Source organism: Dolichospermum sp. FACHB-1250, assembly GCF_014696335.1.
In the GTDB taxonomy this organism is placed as follows: domain Bacteria; phylum Cyanobacteriota; class Cyanobacteriia; order Cyanobacteriales; family Nostocaceae; genus Dolichospermum; species Dolichospermum planctonicum.
The window spans coordinates 15,103-36,887 of the sequence record NZ_JACJPZ010000018.1; the positions used below are offsets into that span (position 1 = coordinate 15,103).

The 21,785-nt window shown below is 38.8% G+C and carries 27 protein-coding genes, 1 tRNA gene and 1 pseudogene; 8 read left to right on the top strand and 21 right to left on the bottom strand.

The annotated features are described in order from the left end of the window. Nucleotides 1-22: 22 nt before the first annotated feature. On the bottom strand, nucleotides 23-805 hold the full coding sequence (locus H6F39_RS08300) for an ABC transporter ATP-binding protein (RefSeq protein ID WP_137908455.1): 783 nt from the start codon (nucleotides 803-805) through the stop codon (nucleotides 23-25). Between the two features lie 360 nt (nucleotides 806-1,165). Here H6F39_RS08300 and H6F39_RS08305 point away from each other — a divergent pair, with 360 nt between their 5' ends. Further along, nucleotides 1,166-1,555, top strand: coding sequence for an MAPEG family protein (locus tag H6F39_RS08305; RefSeq protein WP_137908454.1), 390 nt, complete (start codon nucleotides 1,166-1,168; stop codon nucleotides 1,553-1,555). Between the two features lie 232 nt (nucleotides 1,556-1,787). Here the strand turns inward: H6F39_RS08305 and ald are convergent, their stop codons facing one another. After that, nucleotides 1,788-2,879 (bottom strand): alanine dehydrogenase, encoded by a 1,092-nt coding sequence (ald, locus tag H6F39_RS08310; protein ID WP_137908453.1) that lies wholly within the window; start codon nucleotides 2,877-2,879, stop codon nucleotides 1,788-1,790. A gap of 242 nt (nucleotides 2,880-3,121) precedes the next feature. Between ald and H6F39_RS08315 the strand changes: the two genes are divergently transcribed. Further along, a complete protein-coding gene (locus tag H6F39_RS08315; protein WP_137908452.1) occupies nucleotides 3,122-3,289 on the top strand; it encodes a chlorophyll a/b-binding protein in 168 nt (55 codons plus the stop codon). A 247-nt stretch (nucleotides 3,290-3,536) separates the two neighbouring features. Here H6F39_RS08315 and H6F39_RS08320 read toward each other — a convergent pair whose 3' ends face one another. From H6F39_RS08320 to H6F39_RS08370, 11 genes are all read right to left on the bottom strand, one after another. Then, nucleotides 3,537-4,298: a phycobilisome rod-core linker polypeptide gene (locus H6F39_RS08320; protein ID WP_137908451.1), complete on the bottom strand. Its 762-nt coding sequence runs from the start codon at nucleotides 4,296-4,298 to the stop codon at nucleotides 3,537-3,539. A 121-nt stretch (nucleotides 4,299-4,419) separates the two neighbouring features. Then, nucleotides 4,420-5,145 carry a phycobilisome rod-core linker polypeptide gene (locus H6F39_RS08325; RefSeq protein ID WP_137908450.1) on the bottom strand — a complete coding sequence of 242 codons (726 nt, stop codon included), beginning with the start codon at nucleotides 5,143-5,145 and terminating at the stop codon, nucleotides 4,420-4,422. 140 nt (nucleotides 5,146-5,285) lie between these two features. Next, nucleotides 5,286-6,029, bottom strand: coding sequence for a phycobilisome rod-core linker polypeptide (locus H6F39_RS08330; protein ID WP_137908449.1), 744 nt, complete (start codon nucleotides 6,027-6,029; stop codon nucleotides 5,286-5,288). A gap of 87 nt (nucleotides 6,030-6,116) precedes the next feature. Next, nucleotides 6,117-6,956 carry a phycobilisome rod-core linker polypeptide gene (locus H6F39_RS08335; RefSeq protein WP_137908448.1) on the bottom strand — a complete coding sequence of 280 codons (840 nt, stop codon included), beginning with the start codon at nucleotides 6,954-6,956 and terminating at the stop codon, nucleotides 6,117-6,119. 37 nt (nucleotides 6,957-6,993) lie between these two features. Further along, nucleotides 6,994-7,590, bottom strand: a complete 597-nt coding sequence (locus H6F39_RS08340) for a HEAT repeat domain-containing protein (RefSeq protein ID WP_190396533.1) — start codon at nucleotides 7,588-7,590, stop codon at nucleotides 6,994-6,996. Between the two features lie 67 nt (nucleotides 7,591-7,657). Continuing rightward, nucleotides 7,658-8,488 (bottom strand): HEAT repeat domain-containing protein, encoded by an 831-nt coding sequence (locus tag H6F39_RS08345; protein ID WP_137908446.1) that lies wholly within the window; start codon nucleotides 8,486-8,488, stop codon nucleotides 7,658-7,660. A gap of 16 nt (nucleotides 8,489-8,504) precedes the next feature. Then, nucleotides 8,505-8,744 (bottom strand): phycobilisome linker polypeptide, encoded by a 240-nt coding sequence (locus tag H6F39_RS08350; RefSeq protein ID WP_137908445.1) that lies wholly within the window; start codon nucleotides 8,742-8,744, stop codon nucleotides 8,505-8,507. Nucleotides 8,745-8,786: 42 nt separating this feature from the next. Further along, nucleotides 8,787-9,647, bottom strand: a complete 861-nt coding sequence (locus H6F39_RS08355) for a phycobilisome linker polypeptide (protein ID WP_028084586.1) — start codon at nucleotides 9,645-9,647, stop codon at nucleotides 8,787-8,789. A 302-nt stretch (nucleotides 9,648-9,949) separates the two neighbouring features. Beyond that, a complete protein-coding gene (gene cpcA / locus H6F39_RS08360) occupies nucleotides 9,950-10,438 on the bottom strand; it encodes a phycocyanin subunit alpha (protein ID WP_028084587.1) in 489 nt (162 codons plus the stop codon). 99 nt (nucleotides 10,439-10,537) lie between these two features. After that, nucleotides 10,538-11,059 (bottom strand): phycocyanin subunit beta, encoded by a 522-nt coding sequence (locus tag H6F39_RS08365; protein ID WP_028084588.1) that lies wholly within the window; start codon nucleotides 11,057-11,059, stop codon nucleotides 10,538-10,540. Nucleotides 11,060-11,674: 615 nt separating this feature from the next. Then, nucleotides 11,675-12,607: an RluA family pseudouridine synthase gene (locus H6F39_RS08370; RefSeq protein WP_190396534.1), complete on the bottom strand. Its 933-nt coding sequence runs from the start codon at nucleotides 12,605-12,607 to the stop codon at nucleotides 11,675-11,677. Nucleotides 12,608-12,839: 232 nt separating this feature from the next. Here H6F39_RS08370 and H6F39_RS08375 point away from each other — a divergent pair, with 232 nt between their 5' ends. Beyond that, a complete protein-coding gene (locus H6F39_RS08375) occupies nucleotides 12,840-13,880 on the top strand; it encodes a response regulator (protein ID WP_190396552.1) in 1,041 nt (346 codons plus the stop codon). Nucleotides 13,881-14,093: 213 nt separating this feature from the next. Here H6F39_RS08375 and H6F39_RS08380 read toward each other — a convergent pair whose 3' ends face one another. From H6F39_RS08380 to H6F39_RS08390, 3 genes are all read right to left on the bottom strand, one after another. Beyond that, a complete protein-coding gene (locus H6F39_RS08380) occupies nucleotides 14,094-14,381 on the bottom strand; it encodes a type II toxin-antitoxin system RelE/ParE family toxin (RefSeq protein ID WP_190396535.1) in 288 nt (95 codons plus the stop codon). 3 nt (nucleotides 14,382-14,384) lie between these two features. Next, complete coding sequence (locus tag H6F39_RS08385) at nucleotides 14,385-14,615, bottom strand: addiction module protein (protein WP_137908442.1); 231 nt, start codon at nucleotides 14,613-14,615, stop codon at nucleotides 14,385-14,387. A 123-nt stretch (nucleotides 14,616-14,738) separates the two neighbouring features. Beyond that, complete coding sequence (locus H6F39_RS08390; protein WP_137908441.1) at nucleotides 14,739-15,017, bottom strand: hypothetical protein; 279 nt, start codon at nucleotides 15,015-15,017, stop codon at nucleotides 14,739-14,741. Between the two features lie 76 nt (nucleotides 15,018-15,093). Here H6F39_RS08390 and H6F39_RS08395 point away from each other — a divergent pair, with 76 nt between their 5' ends. After that, nucleotides 15,094-15,675, top strand: a complete 582-nt coding sequence (locus H6F39_RS08395; RefSeq protein WP_137908440.1) for a Uma2 family endonuclease — start codon at nucleotides 15,094-15,096, stop codon at nucleotides 15,673-15,675. Between the two features lie 287 nt (nucleotides 15,676-15,962). Beyond that, nucleotides 15,963-16,767, top strand: a pseudogene (locus tag H6F39_RS08400) (Rpn family recombination-promoting nuclease/putative transposase). A 39-nt stretch (nucleotides 16,768-16,806) separates the two neighbouring features. Here H6F39_RS08400 and cobA read toward each other — a convergent pair. Genes cobA through H6F39_RS08415 form a run of 3 tightly spaced genes read right to left on the bottom strand, consistent with a single transcriptional unit; the run spans nucleotide 16,807 to nucleotide 18,703 of the window. Next, nucleotides 16,807-17,559 (bottom strand): uroporphyrinogen-III C-methyltransferase, encoded by a 753-nt coding sequence (gene cobA, locus H6F39_RS08405; protein WP_190396536.1) that lies wholly within the window; start codon nucleotides 17,557-17,559, stop codon nucleotides 16,807-16,809. Beyond that, on the bottom strand, nucleotides 17,552-18,286 hold the full coding sequence (locus tag H6F39_RS08410; protein WP_190396537.1) for a sirohydrochlorin chelatase: 735 nt from the start codon (nucleotides 18,284-18,286) through the stop codon (nucleotides 17,552-17,554). The genes cobA and H6F39_RS08410 overlap by 8 nt, the downstream gene beginning before the upstream one ends. Before the next feature lie 36 nt (nucleotides 18,287-18,322). Continuing rightward, nucleotides 18,323-18,703: a DUF4359 domain-containing protein gene (locus H6F39_RS08415; RefSeq protein WP_190372555.1), complete on the bottom strand. Its 381-nt coding sequence runs from the start codon at nucleotides 18,701-18,703 to the stop codon at nucleotides 18,323-18,325. Nucleotides 18,704-18,827: 124 nt separating this feature from the next. On the opposite strand from H6F39_RS08415, the gene H6F39_RS08420 reads away from it, so the two are divergent. From H6F39_RS08420 to H6F39_RS08430, 3 genes are all read left to right on the top strand, one after another. Then, nucleotides 18,828-18,900, top strand: a tRNA-His gene (locus H6F39_RS08420). Nucleotides 18,901-19,095: 195 nt separating this feature from the next. Next, on the top strand, nucleotides 19,096-20,538 hold the full coding sequence (gene gltX, locus H6F39_RS08425) for a glutamate--tRNA ligase (protein WP_190396538.1): 1,443 nt from the start codon (nucleotides 19,096-19,098) through the stop codon (nucleotides 20,536-20,538). A gap of 130 nt (nucleotides 20,539-20,668) precedes the next feature. Continuing rightward, nucleotides 20,669-21,145: a hypothetical protein gene (locus H6F39_RS08430; protein WP_190372553.1), complete on the top strand. Its 477-nt coding sequence runs from the start codon at nucleotides 20,669-20,671 to the stop codon at nucleotides 21,143-21,145. A 130-nt stretch (nucleotides 21,146-21,275) separates the two neighbouring features. On the opposite strand, the gene H6F39_RS21140 is transcribed toward H6F39_RS08430, so the two are convergent. Continuing rightward, nucleotides 21,276-21,374 (bottom strand): hypothetical protein, encoded by a 99-nt coding sequence (locus H6F39_RS21140; RefSeq protein ID WP_322745923.1) that lies wholly within the window; start codon nucleotides 21,372-21,374, stop codon nucleotides 21,276-21,278. Nucleotides 21,375-21,451: 77 nt separating this feature from the next. Next, a complete protein-coding gene (locus H6F39_RS08435) occupies nucleotides 21,452-21,670 on the bottom strand; it encodes a type II toxin-antitoxin system HicB family antitoxin (RefSeq protein ID WP_137908434.1) in 219 nt (72 codons plus the stop codon). Nucleotides 21,671-21,785 lie beyond the last annotated feature (115 nt).

The window sequence follows — 21,785 nt, forward strand, 5'->3', positions numbered from 1 at the left end:
GTAATTTTCTTTGACTTGGTACTTAACCCGTGACTTGAATCGGTCCATGTACGCTCCCACTCATAAATTGTCTAATCAAAGGATTTTCTGTATGATCTAAGGCAGCTACTGTACCTTGCCATTGTACTTTCCCCTGATAAAGAAATACTATTTGGTCAGAGGTACGGCGAATGGTACTATCTTGGTGAGTAACAATGGAGTATGTACTACAAACTCCCTGGGTATGCTGTAAACTGCGGATGAGATCCTCAATTACAGTTGAGGCTATGGGGTCGAGTCCAGCGGTAGGTTCATCGTATAATAAAACCTCTGGATTATCTGTAGGACGTTGAGGATTAGACATAATTGCTCTCGCAAAGCTTACCCTTTTTCGCATTCCTCCAGAAAGTTCTGAGGGGTAGAGATGACTAATATCTGCTAAACCCACCAGTTCTAATTTTTCTCGGACTAGTTCACGAATTTGCGATCGCTTTAACTTAGAATTTTGATAAAGTAAAAAGCCGATATTTTCTTCGACTGTCAAGGAGTCAAATAAGGCGGCTTGTTGAAATACCATCCCAATCCCCACAGGATCAGCAGCATCTTCTATTAAACCATTCCTTCGTACTCCTTGAATATAAATTTCTCCCGCATCGGGTTTTAATAAACCTGCTATTACCCGTAAAATTGTTGACTTACCAGTTCCCGATGGTCCAATAATCCCTAATGCTTGGCCTCGGTATATTTTCAGATCAACATCATCTAAAACTTTGTTCTTACCGAAGGATTTAGAAATACCCCTTAATTCAATTAGTGGTTCTGTCATTGGTCATGGTTAATTAAATAAATAAGTTCCTCGCTGATAATATCATTTTCGCTTGATTACTTATAAAATCCACAACTCCAACCCTGACACAGACCGAGGTAGGGATGCTAGAAAATTGTACAGGACGCAACTGGCATCACAGATCAAATCGAAGTTAAGACTTTAGTTCTATCTTCTATAAACTATGGTAACATTCATCAGGGCTAAAGCTCTGACTACAAACAAATGAGATGATCATATAATTTATTGTGACACTTGCGTAAGTCCTATTGGTCTTATTGTAGTTTAATTAATTAACTGAACTTGATATAATCTATAATACTTTGTAGATAAAGCCAATTTCTGATTTTACTAAAGTTTATGTCTCCTTATCCTAGTTTAGTGACTGTTTCCGCACTTATACTATACTTTGTCGTCACAATCAACGTTGGTAGAGCCAGATTTAAGTATCAAGTCCCTGTACCACAGACTACAGGAAACCCCGATTTTGAAAGAGTATTACGGGTACAGCAAAACACCTTAGAACAACTGGCTCTATTTATCCCGGCTTTATGGTTATTTTCTGTTTACGTTAGTCCTATTTGGGGTTCTGGGCTAGGTGCAGCTTGGGTAGTGGGACGTATTGCTTATGCTTGGGGATATTACCAAGCAGCGGAAAAACGTGGTCCAGGTTTTGCAATTAGTTCTTTAAGTAGTATTGCGTTAATTTTAGGTTCACTAGTAGGTATTATTTTATCAATGGTGAAATAAGGTCAAATAGTTTTTGACGCTGTTTCATCTATTAGTTTCCACCCCTATTAATATACTTGTTTGCAGGAACATATAGAGGAATCCGATTTGATGTGATCAAATACCTGGTGATTATAAATCACGGCTACACAGACAAAACCCCCCTGGGCCCGTTGTTTGATCAATATATGGCTAAATCTTGTGGTGCGGGCAGGATGCCCGCTATAATTATACAAATTAAGTGCAGTACAGCTTACCCAACTAAATCAGGGAACACCTCTTTGAGAGCGGGGTGTACAAGATGATGATTTTTAACGTTTAAACCTTTTGCTAAAGCTGGGTTAACCTCTAAAGCTTTAATTCCCAAATTTGCTAACTGGACAGTATAGGGTAAGGTACTGTTGTTAAGAGCTTGTGTTGATGTCCAAGGTACTGCTCCTGGCATATTCGGAACTCCATAATGTACTACCCCCTCATCAATATATACAGGATTTGTATGAGATGTCGGTTGTAGCGTTTCAACACATCCACCTTGATCCACAGCCACATCAACAATCACTGAACCAGGACGCATTTGTTTAACTAATTCACGAGATACTAAAATGGGTGCTTTTTTACCAGGAATTAACACCGCACCAATCAGTAAATCAGCTTCTTTAACTGCTGCTTCAATATGGGCAGAATTGCTGTAAAGTAGTTCTACTCTCGAACCAAACAGGGTTTCTAGGTAGGATAACCGTTCCACATTAACATCTAATATTTGCACCATTGCACCCATACCCACGGCAATTTTTGCGGCTTCTGTACCCACCACACCACCACCTAAAATCACCACTTTACCAGCTTTAACCCCCGGTATACCTCCTAACAGTACCCCTCTTCCCCCTTGTTGACGTTCTAAGAATCTAGCACCAAATTGGACCGCTAACCGACCGGCAACAATACTCATAGGAGTGAGTAAGGGAAGTCTATTTGCTCCCGGTTGTTCTACGGTTTCATAAGCGATCGCACAAATGCCACAATCAATTAAATATTCTGTTAATTGGCGATTTGCTGCTAAATGTAAATAAGTAAATAACAACTGTTCTTTTTGCAAAAACTTATACTCACTTGTCAAAGGCTCTTTCACTTTGACAACTAACTCTCTATCCCAAGCAGCATCGGCTTTATCAACAATTTCAGCCCCAGCATTGCCGTAATCCTCATCAGTAAATCCCGCACCATTCCCAGCTTGACTTTCTACAAATATATTATGGCCATTTTCCCGTAACACCCTGACACTAGAAGGACTTAACCCTACCCGAAATTCTTGATCTTTAGTTTCTTTAGGAACACCAATTTCCATTAATAACCTCTGATATTCTGTTGTTTTACTTTAGCGTGCCAGTACCTATTTAACTATTTCCGTATTCAGCAATTCAAAATCCGAAATTTTTAGTCTTTTTCACCTTGACTAATCGGCCAGTCTTATTACAATAGATAAAGAATAATTAAAAATTGTAAAGCACGGATCACCATACTCTGAAATTTAGTTGAAAAATCCCTGTAAATTTTTGTTTGACAATTACAAGAGAGAAACCACTGATTATGACACAACAACCAACTGTTACCCCTAAATTAGAAGAACCCAAGTTTGGCTTCAATGAATATGCCGAACGATTAAATGGTAGAGCGGCCATGATTGGCTTCATTTTAATGGTAGTGATTGAATACACTACAAATCAAGGTGTACTTTCATGGCTAGGTCTTAAGTAAATTTATCATAGGATTTACGCAAAATACCTCTCAAACCCTTATTCTCCCTATTCCGTGACTCGTGCGTAAGTCCTATAATCTTTGAAAACTAGAAAATTATATCTACATACTTGAATAAACAAATGGTGTTGCCGAATAAAAGTATGAAGCCTCATGCAGAAACGCAAAAACGCAAACAATAAGAGGAGAAATGTAATTTCTGACTTTCATACCCTAATTCAGCAACACCGCCCCAGGCTTAACTTACCTAGCGTCTACCACGATAAGGAACAGCATTGAGGTAGTCAATATCAAAGGAAGATAACTTTTGTGCGTAGTTACCTTTACCAGATACAGAAGCCGCCATAGCTGCGAATTTGCGAGGATCTCCTTCGGCCATGCGCTTTTCTTTCGCTTTGGCGGTGTAGAAATTCTCCAAAGTAAAGCGCCAGTCAGTTTTGACAGTACCTGCTGTTTCTTGGAAGTCAGCACCGTAACGGGGTGTTACCAAATTAAAGGGACGGTCTACAAAACGCTTCCGTTGGTAAGGTACAGTATTTTCGCCAAAATTTTCGGTGTATTCGGCGCTGTCTAATAAAACATCAACAAAACCGCCAAAACCTTTGTTACAAATGACAATTGACCAAGCAATTTCTTCTTTTTTATTGTAAGCACAACGACCCAATAAACGTTTGAGGGTGATATCTACTAAACGGTAGTTGTTATTAACAGAAACGACTAAACGATAGAAAGCTTCAGATTTTGCTAAACCCCGAATAAAGTCACGCACTGACAAAGAACCGTTTTTAAGTTGAGATTCTAAAGTAACTTGACGGTTAAATTTGAGGATTTCATGTTCACTGAAAACTTGACGATAAGCAGCCCAAAGGATGCTTGTTATGTCAGTGTAAGAACTAACATCTTCTAAACGATAGATATAAGGTGTATCTTCATTTTGGTCAGCAGGTCCAAAACTGCTTACCCGGTGATTTTGGGTGCTTGGTTTGTATTCAAGTAATGGCAATGCCATATTGTTTTTTTCCTTTTATGATTAAGTTAAACAAAGATAATGAATTAGGGAATAGGGAATAGGGTGTAAATTCCCCGTATTATTCCCTATTTCTTCTTAATCTTATTTTCCCCTGAAACGGTTAGTAAATAGAACTCATTCCTAACCAATTGAGAATAAATAAGAAGACGATACCTGCGGTTATGACTAGTAATACAGCAGATAGCGCCCCCCAATCAACATTTGGCCCAGAGTTTGGGTAGACAAACCCACGCCATTGATTATACCGACCTCTTTGGACAATACCTGCCCGGTCTCGATAATCAGCACCATAGCGGGGCATAAAGCTGATTGGTCGGTCTGTGGTCATGCGTTTGCGTTGATAGGGTACGGTAGAATCACCAAAAGCTTGTTCATACTCGCTACTATCAATTAAAACATCAACAAATTTTCCCCAACCTAGAGTAGCAATTTGAATTGACCAGGCAATTTTTTCTTGCTCATTGTAAGGAGAACGACCTAAGATCCTTTTCAGGAACATTTCTACCAAGCGATAGTTGTTATTTGGTGTCACAACTAGCTGATAAAATCGCTCTGATTTCACCAAACCGCGAATGAAGTCTTTAACCGTAATTGACCTATTTTTGAGTTGTGTTTCTAAGTTAATTTGGCGGTTAAATTTGAGAATTTCCTGTTCGTTGAAAATTTGGCGATAAGCCGCCCAAATTAGTTGTTGAATTTCGCCGGGAGAGTTAGCATTTTCAATGCGGTAGATGTAAGGACTGTCTTCATTTGTATCTGCTGCGCCGAAACTACTAACTCTTTGGTTTTGAGTTGTAGGTTTGTATTCAAGTAAAGGAATTGCCATTTTAAAAAACCTGCCTTTTGGTAAAGTTGGCATCTCAAAATGTTGTTATACTTAGCAAAGTAACTAAAATTAAAATCCTTAAAAAAATGCAAACTTTTGAACTTTTTTCACCCAGATTACCCAGCTAGATAAAAAACTATTTAGCGCACGGGAAACCCAGCACTAGGACTAACGGAAACAGGAATACCAGTTGATGTTGTTTGTCTTGTGGTGTTAGGGATTTGGATATTAGCAGTGCTAACTGGTGTGTAAGTCACTGTTTTAATCTTAATGGAATTTGCCATATCCAAAAAGTTTTTGATGTCACCCCATTTATAACGAGCATCTTCGAGTTGGTCGCGCCAATAATCGCTGTATCGTGGTGTTACCAAATTAAAGGGTCTATCTTTATAACGCCGTCTTTGATAGGGAACAATATTTTCACCAAAGTTACTTTGATATTCTTCAGAATCTAGCAAAGTATCAACAAAGCCACCCCAGCCTTTAGTAGCAATGACAATTGACCAAGCAATTTCTTCTTCTTTGTTGTATGGTGCGCGACCTAATAACCGTTTTAGTCCAATTTCTACTAATCTGTAATTAGAATTAGTCTGAATTACCAAACTTTGGAAAGCTTCAGATTTAGCTAAACCCCGGATAAAATCACGGACGGTAATTGCCTTGTTTTTTACTTGGGATTCTAAATTAACTTGACGGTAAAATTTGAGGATAACGTGTTCACTGAAAAGTTGCCGATAAGCTGCCCAAATTAATTCTTCTACTTCTTCACCAAAGGAACAGTCTTCGATGCGGTAAATTGTGGGTGTATCTTCGTTAGCAACTTCATAACCAGAAACACGCTGGTTTTGAGAACTGGGTTTGTATTCTAGTAAAGGTATTGTCATGTTTGTCAGTTGTTAGGTAATAGGTAATAGGTAATAGGAAGATATTTATTTTTCTCTTGCCTCTTGCCTCTTGCTTCTTGCGAATTACTAATTTTTGGCGTTAGCGGGGATATACCGGTAAGGTAAGGAAACTGCTACGGGTTTAATAGTGGGTTGTGGTGTACCGATTTCGCGGGAAGTATCGGGTATTTCCAGGCTACTGACGAAAGATTGGGCTGTGGCTAAACTACGTTGGTAGTTGCGTTCGTTGGTAATAATTGACCCTGCCATAGCGAAGAAATTAGCCGGAATTGCCCGTCTGATATCCGCTGTAGTCAGTTGTCCTGATGTCCGGGCTGTGTAGAAGGAACGACCAGTTATACCGCGAATGTTTTGTGTATCACGCCAATAAGCATTGTAACGGGGATTAACTAAATTAAAGGGGCGATCGCCAAAACGACGACGTTGAAAAGGTACAATGTCATCACCAAAGTTGTCTAAATACTCACTGGAATCCAATAAAGCATCTATAAACCCATGTAATCCTTTGGTAGCAATGACAATTGACCAAGCGATTTCTTCGTCTTTATTGTAAGCAGCCCGGCCTAAGAACCGTTTTAAAGTAATGTCAACTAAACGATAATTAGAGTTTGTATCTGCTACTTGAGTGCGGTAAACGTCTGATTTGCCTAAACCCCGGATAAAATCCCGCAGGGTAATAGCCCGATTTCGCAGTTGTGATTCTAAGAAGTTTTGCCGATAACTGTCTAAAATCAGGTGTTCGCTGAAAATTTGCCGATATGCCGCCCAGATGATGCTATCAATATCTTGGTCAGAAGTGGCATAATTTAAGCGATACATCGTTGGTGTATCTTCGTTGGGGACTTCGTAGCCTTCTACTCGCTGATTTTGCGATTTAGGGGGGTATGCTAGTAGTGGTATTGACATTTTTACTTTTACCTTGTTATATGGTATGTAAATTACTTTACTGGCTATAGGCCAACTGAACGCGAGCGCGAACTGCTTTTTCAGTATCTTTAGTCAGCATTGATGCAAATTTAGCAAAAATAGGTGATCTAACTGTAGCTACTTTCGCTAAAGCTTGTAACCCAACAACAGCAGCATAACGAATTGACCAGTCTGTATCTTCACAGATGCACATTAGTGTCTCTAGGGCGCGATTTGTAGCTATTTCACTGGCAACAATGTCTAGCTTATGCCATTGTAAGTTTCCTAGTCCCTTAGCAGCCGCACGGCGGACACTAGGGGCAAAGTCAGTCAATGTAGTATCAATAAGAACATCTAAAGCGCGAGGATCGGCGATCGCTGCCAGAGTGCGAATTGAATAAGCCCGTGCGCCATAGTTATAATCATCAAGGTTTAGCAATTGTGGGACTGCTACCTCTCCCAACTCTGTTAATGCTGCCGCTGCCACTATCGCTGCTTCTGGATTGTTATAACCAAATACAGCGATTAAAGTGGGAATTGCTGATGTATCTTTAATTGCTGCCAAATTCTTCACTGCTGTCACCAGTTGGTAAGGTGTTTCAGCTGTGGCAATAGCCCGAATTAGTTCATCCATTTTTTCTCAGTGGTCAGTGGTCAGTAGTCAGTAGTTTTGCAACTGATAATTGACAACTGACTACTGACTATAAGAGTGAGTCCATCAAATTCATAACTCGGGTAGCTGGTTCAGATATACCAAAAGTATCAGACTGTTCTGGCAGTTGATACTCTAATAATCCTTTCAAAGCAATCAGTTTAAAGCTATTTTCCACTTGTGCTTGAGCAATAGCCTCTGCTGCTGCTAAATACCCAATTGCCCCCAGGTCTCCCAAAACAACGCGACGCATTTTTAAATCACCCGTCACCAAAGTTTTCACTAATAACTCACCATAGATGGGGTCTTGTGTCAGTTGGTACATGGCTCTGGCTGCGGAGCATTGTAATCGGGGAACTGGATGCTGAAGAAAAGGCTGGACAAGAGAAATAGCCTCAGTTGCACCCATAGCTCCCAAGGCTTCTAATATTGCCGTATAGGGCTGGGTAAGATGAGGTAAACCAGGTACTTGTACTGCTTGGTCAACACCCCCATCTAGTAGTTTTATCAATGCTGGTAATGCTGTTTTATCCTTGAGCATGGCCAAAGATTGGGCTGCGGCTTCGCGGACATAAAAATCAGCACATTCCAAGCACTTAATTAAACCTGGTACAGCTTTCAAGTTGCCCAATTTACCAAGTGATCTAGCGGCATTGCGCCGTAAGGGATAACCTCCTAGTTCTGTTCTGTCGGCTTCATCCTCTAACGCGCTGATAAGTGCGTCTATGGCTTGTGGCTGACTGATTCGGAACTTACCCAACCACCAAGCAGCATAATAGCGGAGACTTAGATCTGATGATTGCAGGTTAGCAATAGCTATCTCTGGTGTGAGATTTGGTGCATTTTCCGCAGGATATGCTTCTCCACTGGGTTCTATCATTGCCAGGGCTTGATGCTTATTCCGCCGCTGTCAAAGTTTCAATTTTGACGATTTTGCCACCTAGACGGCTAATCCGCTGCATTTCTTCATTCATGCGGCTGTAGGGTACGGTAATAAATACGCTACCACTGCGGCGAATGTCGAATTTGTTCTTGTCGCTTTCTTGGTTTTGCTTTAAGCCCACAACTTCGTAACGAAATACGCGGCTGGCAGATGAAGAAACGCTACTAGCACCAAGTGTAGTTTGACCGAACATTACTTCTATATCTCCTATGTGAGTTTTGTCCGTGAGCAGCGCTTAGGTTGATGTTATGCTGGCAATTTTGCCGCCAACTCTATGAATTTGCTGCATTTTCTCTAAAAGGCGCTCGTAAGGCACAATAAACACTGTACTGCTACGGCGGACTTTGGGGTATCCTGGATTGCGAATACCTGTAACTTCAATCCGGTAAGTGCGATTGGATTCCCCAACGGCATTACCTAGATTTTGCTTAGGAGCGTCATCTACAGATACGCGGAAACCCCAGTTATTGTTACTACCAGATGGTCCAACAACTGAGGAGGTTTTATTACTAGCTAATTCCCGCGCCAAACGGGATTTAGAACCTTCAACCTGAGCGGTATCGCTGTTAGCATAACCTCTGTATAAACGGAACATCCGCGTAAAACCGGCTGCATTTTGTCCCGTTTGAAAATCGAACCCGCGATAATAAGGAACAACATTTTCCCCAAAGCTATTCTGATACTCTTGGGAATCAATGTAGGAGTCAATTTCCGCGTCGTAACCTTGGTTAATATATAAGTCTAAGTGGTAAGTCACTTCTGACTCATTGTATGGTGCGCGACCCAACAAATGTTTATAGTTGAGTTCAATTAACCGAGTTTGGAAACTGTTGTAGAAGAATTTAGATTTGTAGAGTTCTGATTTAGCGACGCTGCGGACAAACTCTTTCACGCTTAAATTGCCGTCACGTAGCAGTGATTCTGCACTAATTAAGCGATCTGATGCCAGTATATAGTCATTTCCTAAGACTTGACGATAAACGGCACGAATTACAGCTTCTACTTCTTCCCGGCTGGCGCTGGGGCGCAGTTCAACTCTGGGTGCGTCGCTGAAAGGCTCTGTTCCTAGTCTGGAGGCTGCTGTTGTAATTGCCATGTTTTTTCCCTTTATTGTGCCGAATTTTGGCGGAATAAAGCTTGGTATTTAATCCAAGTTGGTCGTTGGTAATTAGGACTTACCTATTCCCTCTTGACTCTTGCCTTATTTGTAGATAAAACTATGCCCGGAGCTAGATCCAATTGCTAGGTGAACCAGGATGATCTTGGAGGTCTTAACGCCACTTAATTTACAGTTGGATATTTTCCAACTAACGCAGTGACTCCATGAGCAATAACTGGCGAACCCCTTGAGGGGTAACTTCATCTAATAATTGTATCCCTCTCCGGGCATGACGCTATCTAGCTAAGAGCGTTGATGGCGTAGTCAATGTAGGTATTAGCTTCGTTAGCAGCTTGACCGCTCAAACCATGATTAGCTTTGATGGATTTTAAAGCTTCTACGTACCAGCTGGGAGACAAATCAAACGCGCCGTTGATTTCAGACAAACCAGCAATCAAGAACTCATCCAAAGGACCTGTACCACCAGCAACTAGGCTATAGGTGATGATGCGTAGGTAGTGACCAACGTCACGAGCGCATTTAGCTTTACCACGAGCATCAGATGCGAATTGAGCGCCTGGGGTAGAGGTGGTATAAGGGAATTTGCTGTAAACAGCGCTGGTAGCACCATCAATCAATTTTTGAGCATTAGCGGTTAAACCACGAGCAGCTTCCATGCTGGCAGCAGCGCGAACGAAACGACCGTTAACAGCTTGTAATTCGGTGTTGCTTAAAAAGCGTCCTTGGGTATCAGCAGATGCAATTGCTTCGGTAATTGGTGTTTTCATTGGTGAAAATCTCCTAGATTGTTTCTTGCTTGTTTTGTATGGCTACGCCATGCAGGTTATGAAAAAAGCTCAATTTAGACGGGAGCTAATTTGTAATTTTTAGGCAACAGCAGCCGCAGCACGATCAAAGTAGCTTGCAACTTCAGAAACCAAAGAACTACAATCACCCTTGGTGATCCCGTTAGGATCGTTGATTTTAGCGATCGCTGCTTCTTTCATTTTGCCAACACCAACTGCTACTGAAGCACCAGGGGTACCCAAAGCTTGGTAGGTTTCCCGTAAGCCATTTAAGCAACGGTCATCTAGAACACTAGCATCACCCGCTAATGCTGCATAGGTTACATAGCGCAAGATAATTTCCATGTCGCGCAAACAAGCAGCCATCCGACGGTTGGTGTAAGCGTTTCCACCAGGAGCGATCAAATTGGGCTGTTCTTCAAACAAAGCACGAGCAGCATCGGTAACGATGTCTTTAGCGTTGCTGGTGATGCGGTTAACAGTGTCTAAACGCTTGCTACCAGCGGCTACTACTGCGGTCAAAGCATCTAGCTGTTCGGTGCTGAGGAATTCACCACGAGCGTCAGCTTGGGAAACAACCTTGGAAAATACATCTAATGTCATGGACTCTAATCTCCTAAATTACTTAGTTGAGAGATCTCTAAATTAAAACTAATTCGGATTGGTTGGCAACGAAGTCAAATCAAAGCCGTTCTCAAGTCTTCTCTCCTCTCTAGTTTACAGTTTACAAACCAGAAATTATGAGAGTCAAGGGTAAATTTATGAGAAACTGGCAAATTCAATGAATCACCTGCTTTATTTAACTTTCTTCTGTTGTTTAACCCCTACAGCTTATGTTTATACAATGCTATAGAACCTTTATTTATTACAAATTATGAATAAATAAGATGTTCGCCTAAGAAAAGCCTCAAATCCTTTACATACAAGGTATACAACTAAGAATATCTAGATATTTCTGTTACATAACTTTATATTTTCTGCAAAAAATCGCAATATTAACTAGCTTAAGCTTGTTTAAATATTCCTGGAAACCCTTGTAATTAAAAGAATATAAGGGTTTTATCCCATTTATAGCTTTCCTAAATTTTGTTAAGGAGTGTTAAATTTACATTTCTAAATATTTTGAAAACTTTCTATTTTTTTCCCCCATGGGGGGATGTGAATGAAAAAAAGTTATATTCACAAATTGAGAGTAAATCGTTATTTACTCATAAATTCTTAACAAACCCCACTGCGGCGACGCAATACTTCTAGTAAAGTGGTAAAACTGCGGGGAAGGGGTGCTGTTACTTGAAGCAACTTTCCAGAAACAGGATGTTGTAACTGGAGTTTCCAAGCGTGTAGGGCTTGTCCTGGCAAATTTACGCCGATAGAATGAGCAGAACTATAAAGAGGGTCACCAACGATAGGATGACCAATTTTGGCACTGTGGACGCGAATTTGATGGGTACGTCCTGTTTCTAGTTGAAAGTGGATTAATGTGTAGTTAGCAAGACGCTCTTGTACTTGCCAGTGAGTTATTGCAGCGCGTCCACCATCTTCTAGAGAAACAATTCCCATTTTTTTGCGGTCTTGGGGATTGCGACCAATGGGTAAGTCTATGCTTCCAGTTTCCGTTTTGGGAACACCGTAAACTAAACCTAAATATTCTCGTCTGGCGGTTTTTGCTTGTAATTGTGCTTGTAAATGCTGATAAGCTAAATCTGTTTTAGCAATAACAATCGCTCCGGTAGTATCTTTATCCAAGCGGTGAACTATTCCAGGACGTTGAATACCGCCAATACCGGGTAAATTAGGACAATGGGCCAATATAGCATTAACTAAAGTTCCGTCAGGATGACCGGGTGCGGGGTGAACAACCAAACCAGCGGGTTTATTGAGAATAATTAACTCCTCATCTTCATAGAGGATATCTAGAGGAATATCCGCTGCTATGAGTTGTAAAGGTTCGATGGCGGGAATTTCTAGAGAAATGCGATCGCCTATTTTGAGATTAACCTTCTTAGATGTGCAAATTTGATCATTAACTTGGACATGACCCTGTTCTATGAGTTGCTGGATGCGAGAACGGGACAAATCTGATAACTTCTGGGATAAATAGCGGTCTAAGCGATCGCTATTTTCTATAACTTGGATATTAATTGTAGACACGATTGGGTATTGGGTAATTTAAGCAACATTGAGATCAAAAATTAGAGTCGTGTCGGTAGAAAATCACCACTTCATTTTTTTATCTTCATCTTATGTTTAACATACTTTTTTATTTCTCTAAAAAATATATAGTAACCTAAAGGGAAGAATTCAAGAATCAGGATTCGGAATATTGATAAAATACAGTGAGTAACTGATAATGAAAAACAACTTTAATGAACCATCCCAGAAAATGAACGCTACTCCTATTACTAGATATAGATTTTTCCAAAGACTACAACCAATTAACATATTAAAGAAGATTACTAATAGTTCTTACACTGGTTGTTTGCAAGTATTTAGCGAATCTGGTGCTTGGTCAATATATATGGATCAGGGTAAACTAATTTACGCTGGTTATTCTGAAGAAATGTTTAAACCTCTTTACCGGAACTTACAGAGATTAAGTCAGCAAATCTCAACTCTCCCCAGAGGAATTAATGAACAAGTGCGGATGATTTTTGAAAAAGATATTGAGAATCATTCAATACCAAGTCCAGATTATTTAGCTATTTGTTGGTTAGTTAATCAAAAATATATTAGTCATTTTCAAGCGGCTTTACTAATTGAGGAGTTAGCACTAGAAGTTTTACAATCCTTGCTGAATTTAAAATATGGCAGTTATGAATTTGTTCCTAATACTTTTTTAGACAATCTGCCTAAATTTTGCCATTTAAATTTAAAAGCCTTAGTAGAACCATGTCAATCAGCAGCAAAAGTTGATGTTCAAGAAAATTTGAATTTTGAACCTTATTATCAGTTAGAAGTACCCAAAACATCCCAGGAAAAATTACCCAAAAGCAATTCTGATCAAGTTAATAATCAGGGAAATATAAATCAGTCAAGTAACTCCTTTATCAGAGAGAAGCAGAAATGCAGTATTTTTTCCATAGATGATAATCAGAAAATTTTAAATGCTGTGTCAGAATTTTTGGATGAACAAATATTCAATGTGATCAAATTTACAGATTCTTCCCAAGCTTTAATGGAAATTCTGCGAGTACAACCAGATATCATTTTACTAAACATAGAAATGCCTAATTTAAACGGCTATGAAATCTGTTCTTTATTACGAAAACACACACATTATCAAGATACTCCTATAATTTTGATGACAGAAAGAATGGGATTAAGGGATAGAGTAAAAGCCAAATTTGTCAAAGCTAATGGTTATTTAGAAAAGCCTTTTTCTCAAGAGGATTTACTGAAAATAATTTTTGAACACATTGTGTAAAAATTCACAAATCAGGTTAATAAACCTCATCATGGCTGCCAATATCTATCAATAAAATAACCATTTCTAATAACTTCTCATCCTCAGAAAAGTTAAAGATAATTCTACAATCATAAGCAACAGAACAAGACCACAAACCCGCTAACTCTCCTTGAATCAACTACTCCAGACAACTTTCATCATCATCTCCTAGTAAAACATCCTCTCAAATCATCAAGGATTCCTCTCTTTGCTGTACCATTCTTTTTGGTGTTTCTGGCGCTGGTTCACTTCTTGCCAATATTTTGGTTTACGACTACAGTGCATAACCGCTACAGTTAAAATGTATTCATCTTCTATGGTATAGAGTATTCCATAGGGAAACTTACGCACTAAACACCGACGAATATATTCATCGCTAACTGGATAGCGTTTAAGTGATTCAATAATTCGGAAAATGGCATCTTCAACAGCATTGATAAAATTTTGTGCTATTTCAATTTCATTTTCTGCATTTTTCATTTTTCATTTTTCTAAAATTTGTCTAATTTGAGCTAAAGCGATTTCTCCAGAAATTGGTTTAACAGTATGATTACGTATTTCATCCCGGCGTTTTTTAGCTTCTGTGTTCCAAATCTTTTGGATATTTTCATCAATATCAGATTCTAGACTTTCAATTAGTTTTTCTACTAAAAATACTCTGCTAGAACTGGGTAAAGACAAGGCTTCTTGAATTAACTCTTCAACTGATAGCATAATTATTTATCTTCTTGTGTAAATTGAATTGAGAATAGGCACAAACAAAGACTTGATTCACAAACTATTTTATCATTGTTTTTGTGGAAATATCTATAATGATGTTGGTATCAAGCAAGATTTTCACAGATTATGTTTCTCCTTTAAATGTTCCCATTTAGCTTGATCTGGATCAAAATCAGGAGGTGCGGGTTGGGTTTTTTCAAACCAGTTTTGCAAAGCCTTGATTTTAGTTCGTCTTTTTGGTGTTTCTGGTGCTGGTTCACTGGTTGTGGTATGATCATGGGTATCTGTAGCTGGCCAGACTATTACTTCCACATTTCCGGGGGGTAAATTCACAAGTTCGGTAATCAGCAAGTTACCAGATTGATCAATTTTTCCTTTGAGTTTGTATGCTTGCATGATATTTTTTATGATAATCTGTTTTTATATGATATCACCTTGAGCAAAATTCAATCTCTAAATTTGGGTTTAAATTATGATAACTACACTCATTGAACGAGAAGCAGAACCAATTTTAATTAGTGACTTAACCTGGAGAGAATTTAAAGCTGTTGAACAGCTAATTGATCGCCCAGGGTTAAGGTTATCTTTTTTAGATGGAGTCTTGGAGATTCGGAAAATGCCAGGGAAAAAACACGAAACTATCAAAAAACGTATTGGTGCTTTACTAGAAATTTATTTAGAATTTTTGGAATTAGATTTTACTCCTACTGGTTCTGTTACCCTAGAAAATGAATTTGAAAAGGTCAAAAAAGAAGCTGATGAATCTTATGAATTGGGAGCAAATAGAAAACGCCCTGATTTAGTGATTGAGGTGGTTGTTAGTAGTGGAGGAATTAATAAACTGGAAGCATACAAACGGTTACAAATTCCTGAAGTTTGGTTTTGGATGAATGATGAATTATTGTTTTATACTTTAGGAAATGATGGCTATGAAGCTGTTAGTAAATCGCAACTCTTACCGAGTTTAGATGTAGATTTATTGATGGGTTGTATTAATATAGAAAATCATGCTCAAGCTCTGCGGGAATTTCGAGGAGGGATAAAAATTACATAACCTTTAAATATTCACATCTAGCTTGATCTGTATCAAAAAGATTTGTATTCTTGTATTTGAGCGATAACTTATCCTACCTAGCTTTTTTGATCAGCATATCAAGTTGTTTTTTAGCTTCTTCAATTGTTTACATAATTTTTTGAGACAGATGAATTATTTTCAAAAAGATTTAATTGATGAAATAGTGGATTTTTAGAGATTTCTTTATAAAAATCCGGGTTTAATACGCTAGAATTTGGGGTAACACTTGATGAAAGCCTGGATATCGCTAAAAACAACTTTTTAAAATGAAAACAGACAGCATATTTTACCGATTGTTTCAAGAAATACCTAGCATATTTTTTGAACTGATTGGTAACTCCCCCCAACTAGCCGAACTTTATCAATTTTCATCAGTTGAAGTCAAACAAACAGCCTTGAGAATAGATGGAGTTTTCTTACCTAACCAAAATACAGATAACCCCATCTACTTTTTAGAAGTACAATTTCAATCAGATAAGGATCTCTACCATACATAGACTTTTTAGCGAAATATTTCTTTACATTCGCCAAAACCACCCCAAAAATCACTGGAGTGCGGTAGTTATCTATCCAACCAGCAGCATAGATACAAGAGATATTCAGCATTATCAAGAATTTTTCACCAGTCAACGAGTCCGAGTTATTTATCTCGATGAATTAGCAGAAACAACATCTTTACCCATTGGGATTGCTACAATAAAACTAATCATCGCTAACCCAGATAATTCCATTACCCAAGCTAGAGAATTAATCACCAGAACTAAAGAAGAGATCAATTCTCAACTTCAACAGCAACAACTATTACAAATCATCGAGACAATTTTAATTTACAAGTTTCCAAGAATGAATAGGGAGGAAATAGAAGCTATGTTTGGATTAAGTGAGTTAAAACAAACCCGATTTTATCAAGAAGCAAAAGAAGAAGGTGAACGCAAAGCCAAGTTAGACGCAGTTCCTGGTTTGATCGCATTGGGTTTAACTAGAGAACAAATCGCACAGGTTTTAAATTTAAGTTTGGCAGAAATTAGCGAGATTATTCAACAACAGAATATCAACACAAAGGACAAATAAAAAGGATTTAATCAGTGTAACCCTAACCAAACTTTTCCTCTATTTTTTCTCCTGTACAGAATCAGATAATATACTGTGCATTTTAACGACTGCACCAATTACGGCTATTGCAGGTGCGAGAAATCCTTTTTCTGTTACTTGTGCTACAATTGTCCCCAATTCACCAATTAATTCTTCCTGTTCTGGCCGAGTTCCCCAGCGAATTAAAGCCATGGGTGTATCTAAACTCAACCCCGCTACAGTTAACTGCTCTACAATGTAGGGTAAATTGTGTATACCCATATAAATTACAATTGTTTCTGAACCATGGGCTATTGCTGGCCAATTTACCTGGGGTTTATATTTACCAGCAGATTCATGTCCAGTCACAAAAGTTACAGAAGAACTATAAAGGCGATGGGTTAAAGGAATACCAGCATAGGCCGCAGCAGCTATTCCTGATGTAATCCCTGGTACAACTTCTACGGGAATCCCTGCGGCTACCAATTCTGCCATTTCTTCCCCACCACGACCGAAAATAAAGGGATCACCACCTTTGAGTCTGACGACAACAGCATGATTTGCCGCCTTTTCTATCAGTAATTCTGTGGTAGCTTCTTGTAATAAAGAATGCCTACCCATCCGTTTACCAGCGTTAATTTGTTCTGCTGCGGGATTAATCATATTTAATACTTCTGGACTTACCAAAGCATCATAAATAACTACATCTGCACAAGCTAATAAATCTTTTCCCTTGATGGTCATGAGTCCAGGATCTCCTGGACCTGCACCAACTAAATAAACTTTACCCAAAAACTTTTTCCCCTTCTTTGATCAAATCCCCGATTAAATCAGCAAATTCTCGACTTGTTCCTAAAGGTGGTGCGAGTTGAAAAGTTACTGATGGAAACTCCAATTTTAGCGTTTCTACTGCCAAAGCGATCGCATCAGTTATGCCACCTGTAAATAAAAAGTAGGGAAAAATCGCAATTTGTTCATAACCAGCGGTAATCAATTCCTTGACTCTTAGTTCTAAACTGGGAGGTACAGACCAATAAGCTGTAAATGCACCCACACTAGCTGCTATATTTTCTACGGGTCTATGAGAACCAGGACGACGACTGCCATGAGCTAGGATAATTGATACATCAGCTTTTACTGTCATCATCATCCTAGAAACAAATTTTTCTAACCCAGGATAACTACCGACATGAGGACATAATTCTATTCTTATTCTTTCATTTATTGCCTGTTGTGCCAGTGCTATTTCTGCGGGAATATCAGTCATGAGATGAAAACCCGGTAACAAAAATAGGGGGATAATTTGCACTATTTTACAGCCAAAAGCCTGAACTTGATCAGCGAAATCTTGAATTTGTTGATGTAAAGGTTGGATATTGGCCTCTAAGGTAGCAATACCTATCAAGTCTTCCCCTTGGGGTAACATCTCACTTAACAGCCTAGCTAATTGCTGCATAGCCAAATGTGGACGAGGATCACGACTTCCGTGAGATACTAAAAGATAAGCTGTATTAGTCATTAGTTGTCATTGGTAAAATTCCCACCTATTCCCTATTTATTTTTCTTCGGCATTGTAAGTATAAAATTGATTCAATGCTCCCACAGTTTCAAACTTGTAACCTGGTATCCACGAATCAAGTTTAATTTCACTTCTATAAATACTAAAGATTATATAGTCTTGTCGGTTGGTTGTACTGGTAATAAGTTCTTTAATTTCTGGTTTAAGCGTTTGAAGCATTTGATGACAATCAACTTTAATTAATCTTTCCAGGAAATTCGGAGTCTTTTGACATACATCAGTTTCTAAGTATGTTGTCAGCTTGTGAACTGCATACTTTTCATACTCAATCTGATTGGGGTTGGTTTTGGCCATAATCACCCCCAATATAGTAACACTTACTGCTCCTATACTGATGAGAGTAGTTAAAAGTTTCATATTTCAACTTGAAGTCGGTAGTTGTTGGTCTTTCAAAGACTACCAAGAAAATTATCTAAATTTCTGATCAAAAAGGCTTGATCATTTTTTTAGTTAGTGTTATTATTGAAAAATAAGTTGAATGGCGAGCGTAGCCAAGTGGTTAAGGCAGTGGTTTGTGGTACCACCATTCGTGGGTTCGAGTCCCATCGTTCGCCCTGGACAATATACCATGTAGGAATAGGAAAAGAAACTTAAATTGGGTTATAATCAAGCCTGTTACCCGTGATTAAGTTTCGGGTTTCCTTATTCCTGTTCAAAAGTGCTGAATGTAAAATGCTGAGATATTCATATATACTCATAGGTTTTATATCAGTAAGTTTAATTGTGCTGTATAAAAGAGAGAATCAACTGTGACCGTCAGAGTCCGTATAGCTCCAAGTCCTACCGGAAATTTACATATTGGTACAGCGAGAACGGCTGTATTTAATTACTTGTTTGCTCGTCACCATCATGGCAAGTTTATTTTAAGAATAGAAGATACAGATTTAGAGCGATCGCGTCCAGAATATACAGATAATATTCTCAATGGACTACGCTGGTTAGGATTGAATTGGGATGAAGGTCCATTTTTCCAATCTCAACGCTTAGAACTTTACAAGGAAGCAGTTGAAAAACTACTAGATCAAGGACTAGCTTACCGCTGTTATACCACATCTGAAGAATTAGACGCTTTACGAGAAGCGCAAAAGGCTAAAGGTGAAGCACCTCGTTATGATAACCGTCATCGGTACTTAACTCCAGAACAAAGGGCTGAGTTTGAGGCTCAAGGACGTTCTTCTGTAATTCGTTTCCAAATTGCCGATGATCGGGAAATTGTTTGGAATGACTTAGTACGGGGTAAAATGAGTTGGCGTGGTAGTGATTTGGGTGGTGATATGGTCATTGCTCGCGCTTCTAGTGATGGTAGTGGTCAACCATTGTATAATTTTGTGGTGGTTGTGGATGATATTGATATGGAAATTACTCATGTGATTCGGGGTGAAGACCATATCGCTAATACAGCTAAACAGATTTTACTATATGAAGCTTTGGGGGCGAAAATTCCCGAATTTGCCCATACACCCTTGATTTTAAACCAAGAAGGGCGAAAACTCTCGAAACGAGATGGAGTAACTTCCATTTGTGACTTTCAGGATCTGGGTTTTACGGCGGAAGCTCTAGTAAATTATATGACTTTACTAGGATGGTCGCCAGGGGATTCCACGCAAGAAATCTTTGATTTGGAATCAGCGGCTCAGGATTTTGGCTTTGAGCGAGTGAATAAGGCTGGTGCTAAATTTGACTGGGATAAATTGGACTGGTTGAATAGCCAATATCTCCATCATAAGCCAGTTGGGGAACTTACAGATTTACTTATGCCCTTCTGGGAAAAAGCTGGTTATCAATTTAACGGTGGTAGAGAACGTCCTTGGTTAGAATCATTAACGGGGTTAATTGCTGCTAGTTTGACTCGGTTGGTAGATGCTGTGGAAATGACCAAGGGATTTTTTACTGATGGTGTAGAATTAACTGAAGAAGGTAGTCAACAACTACAGCAGGAAGGTGTTAAAGCTGTACTACAAGCAATTACTACAGCTTTAGAGAGTCAACCAACTTTATCAGCAGATATAGCCCAAGGTATAATTAAGCAAGTTGTAAAAACAGAAAATGTGAAAAAGGGCTTAGTGATGCGATCGCTCAGAGCAGCTTTAACTGGGGATGTACACGGACCAGATTTAATTCAATCTTGGTTACTATTAAATCAGATTGGTTTAGATAAATCTCGTTTAAATCAGGCAATTAGCAATAATTAATTACTGAGTATTGGGTAAGAATTTTCTGGAATTTTAAATTCTCACAGCGGTACTCAAGTCTTTTCTCTAAAGGAACTTGAGACCGTAAATTTATGTCTTTAAAGGTATTTAGCAAATTTCTATAATTACAATGTCCAAAAAAGTATTGACTACAGGAATGATTATACTCTGGACTACAGGTGGATTTACTCAAGTGGCTAATGCTCAACGAGTTTCCCAGATTTTTGAAAATGTTACTATTCAATATCCATTTTCCCCAGATCCATTGACAGTCAGGGGAATGAGTGGTGGTTCAATACCCGGAAGCCAAATAGCCGAAACAGAAACAACATCAACTGGACCTTGTAAGGGATTTATGGATGAAGCACCCGATCATACGCTGAAACTATTGAGTAAATTTGAATACCTAAAATTAGTAGTTAACAGTCCTGCGGACACGACCATGATTATCAAAGGACCTGGTGGAACTTGGTGTAATGATGACTTTGATGGTAAAAATCCCGGTGTTGTTGGTGAATGGCTACCAGGAACTTACCAAATTTGGATTGGTTCTTACAAGGAAAATGATTCCCTACCTTATACTTTAAAAATTATGGGAGCTAAGTAAATGATTAGACATCTTGTGAGAATTAAATGTGCGTGACTTGAAACCCTTGTAGAGAAGGTTGAACAGAGTGAAGAGGTTTTGGGCGATTTTACTTTTCTTTACACAGATTGGTTTTATTGTGTTCACCTACTTATTCGGCATTTAAGTTTTTAAGAATTTTCTGGGCTAAAAATTCCTTAATTTCTGTATGTCTTGGTACAGCCTCAATGACACCTGTTTGAGGATTAATCCATAAAGAATGAGAACCACCTTCTTGTTTTAAGTAACAACCTGCTTGTTTTCACTTTTTTTCTAATTCTTTACGTTTCATGGAATTAAAATGGTCTCTTCTATCGCATCTTCTGTGATTCCCCTGCGGATATCTGCCATACGATCTTCAATAATCAATTGAATAGCAAGTTCCAAGTTTTCTTTCGCTTCCTCAATGGTTTCACCTTGACCATTAGCACCAGAAATTTCTGGACAAATTGCCCAATATCCTCCTTCCGTTGCTCTCTCAATGATGGCTGTTAACTCTGCTTTCATAAAAATTTCCACAAGAAGTCTACTATATTTTAACCGATGATTAGTTACAAGATCAGCGATGACACTATCACCCATCACGAAAAATCTCTCTAAAACTCTTACCTTCGCTTCTTCG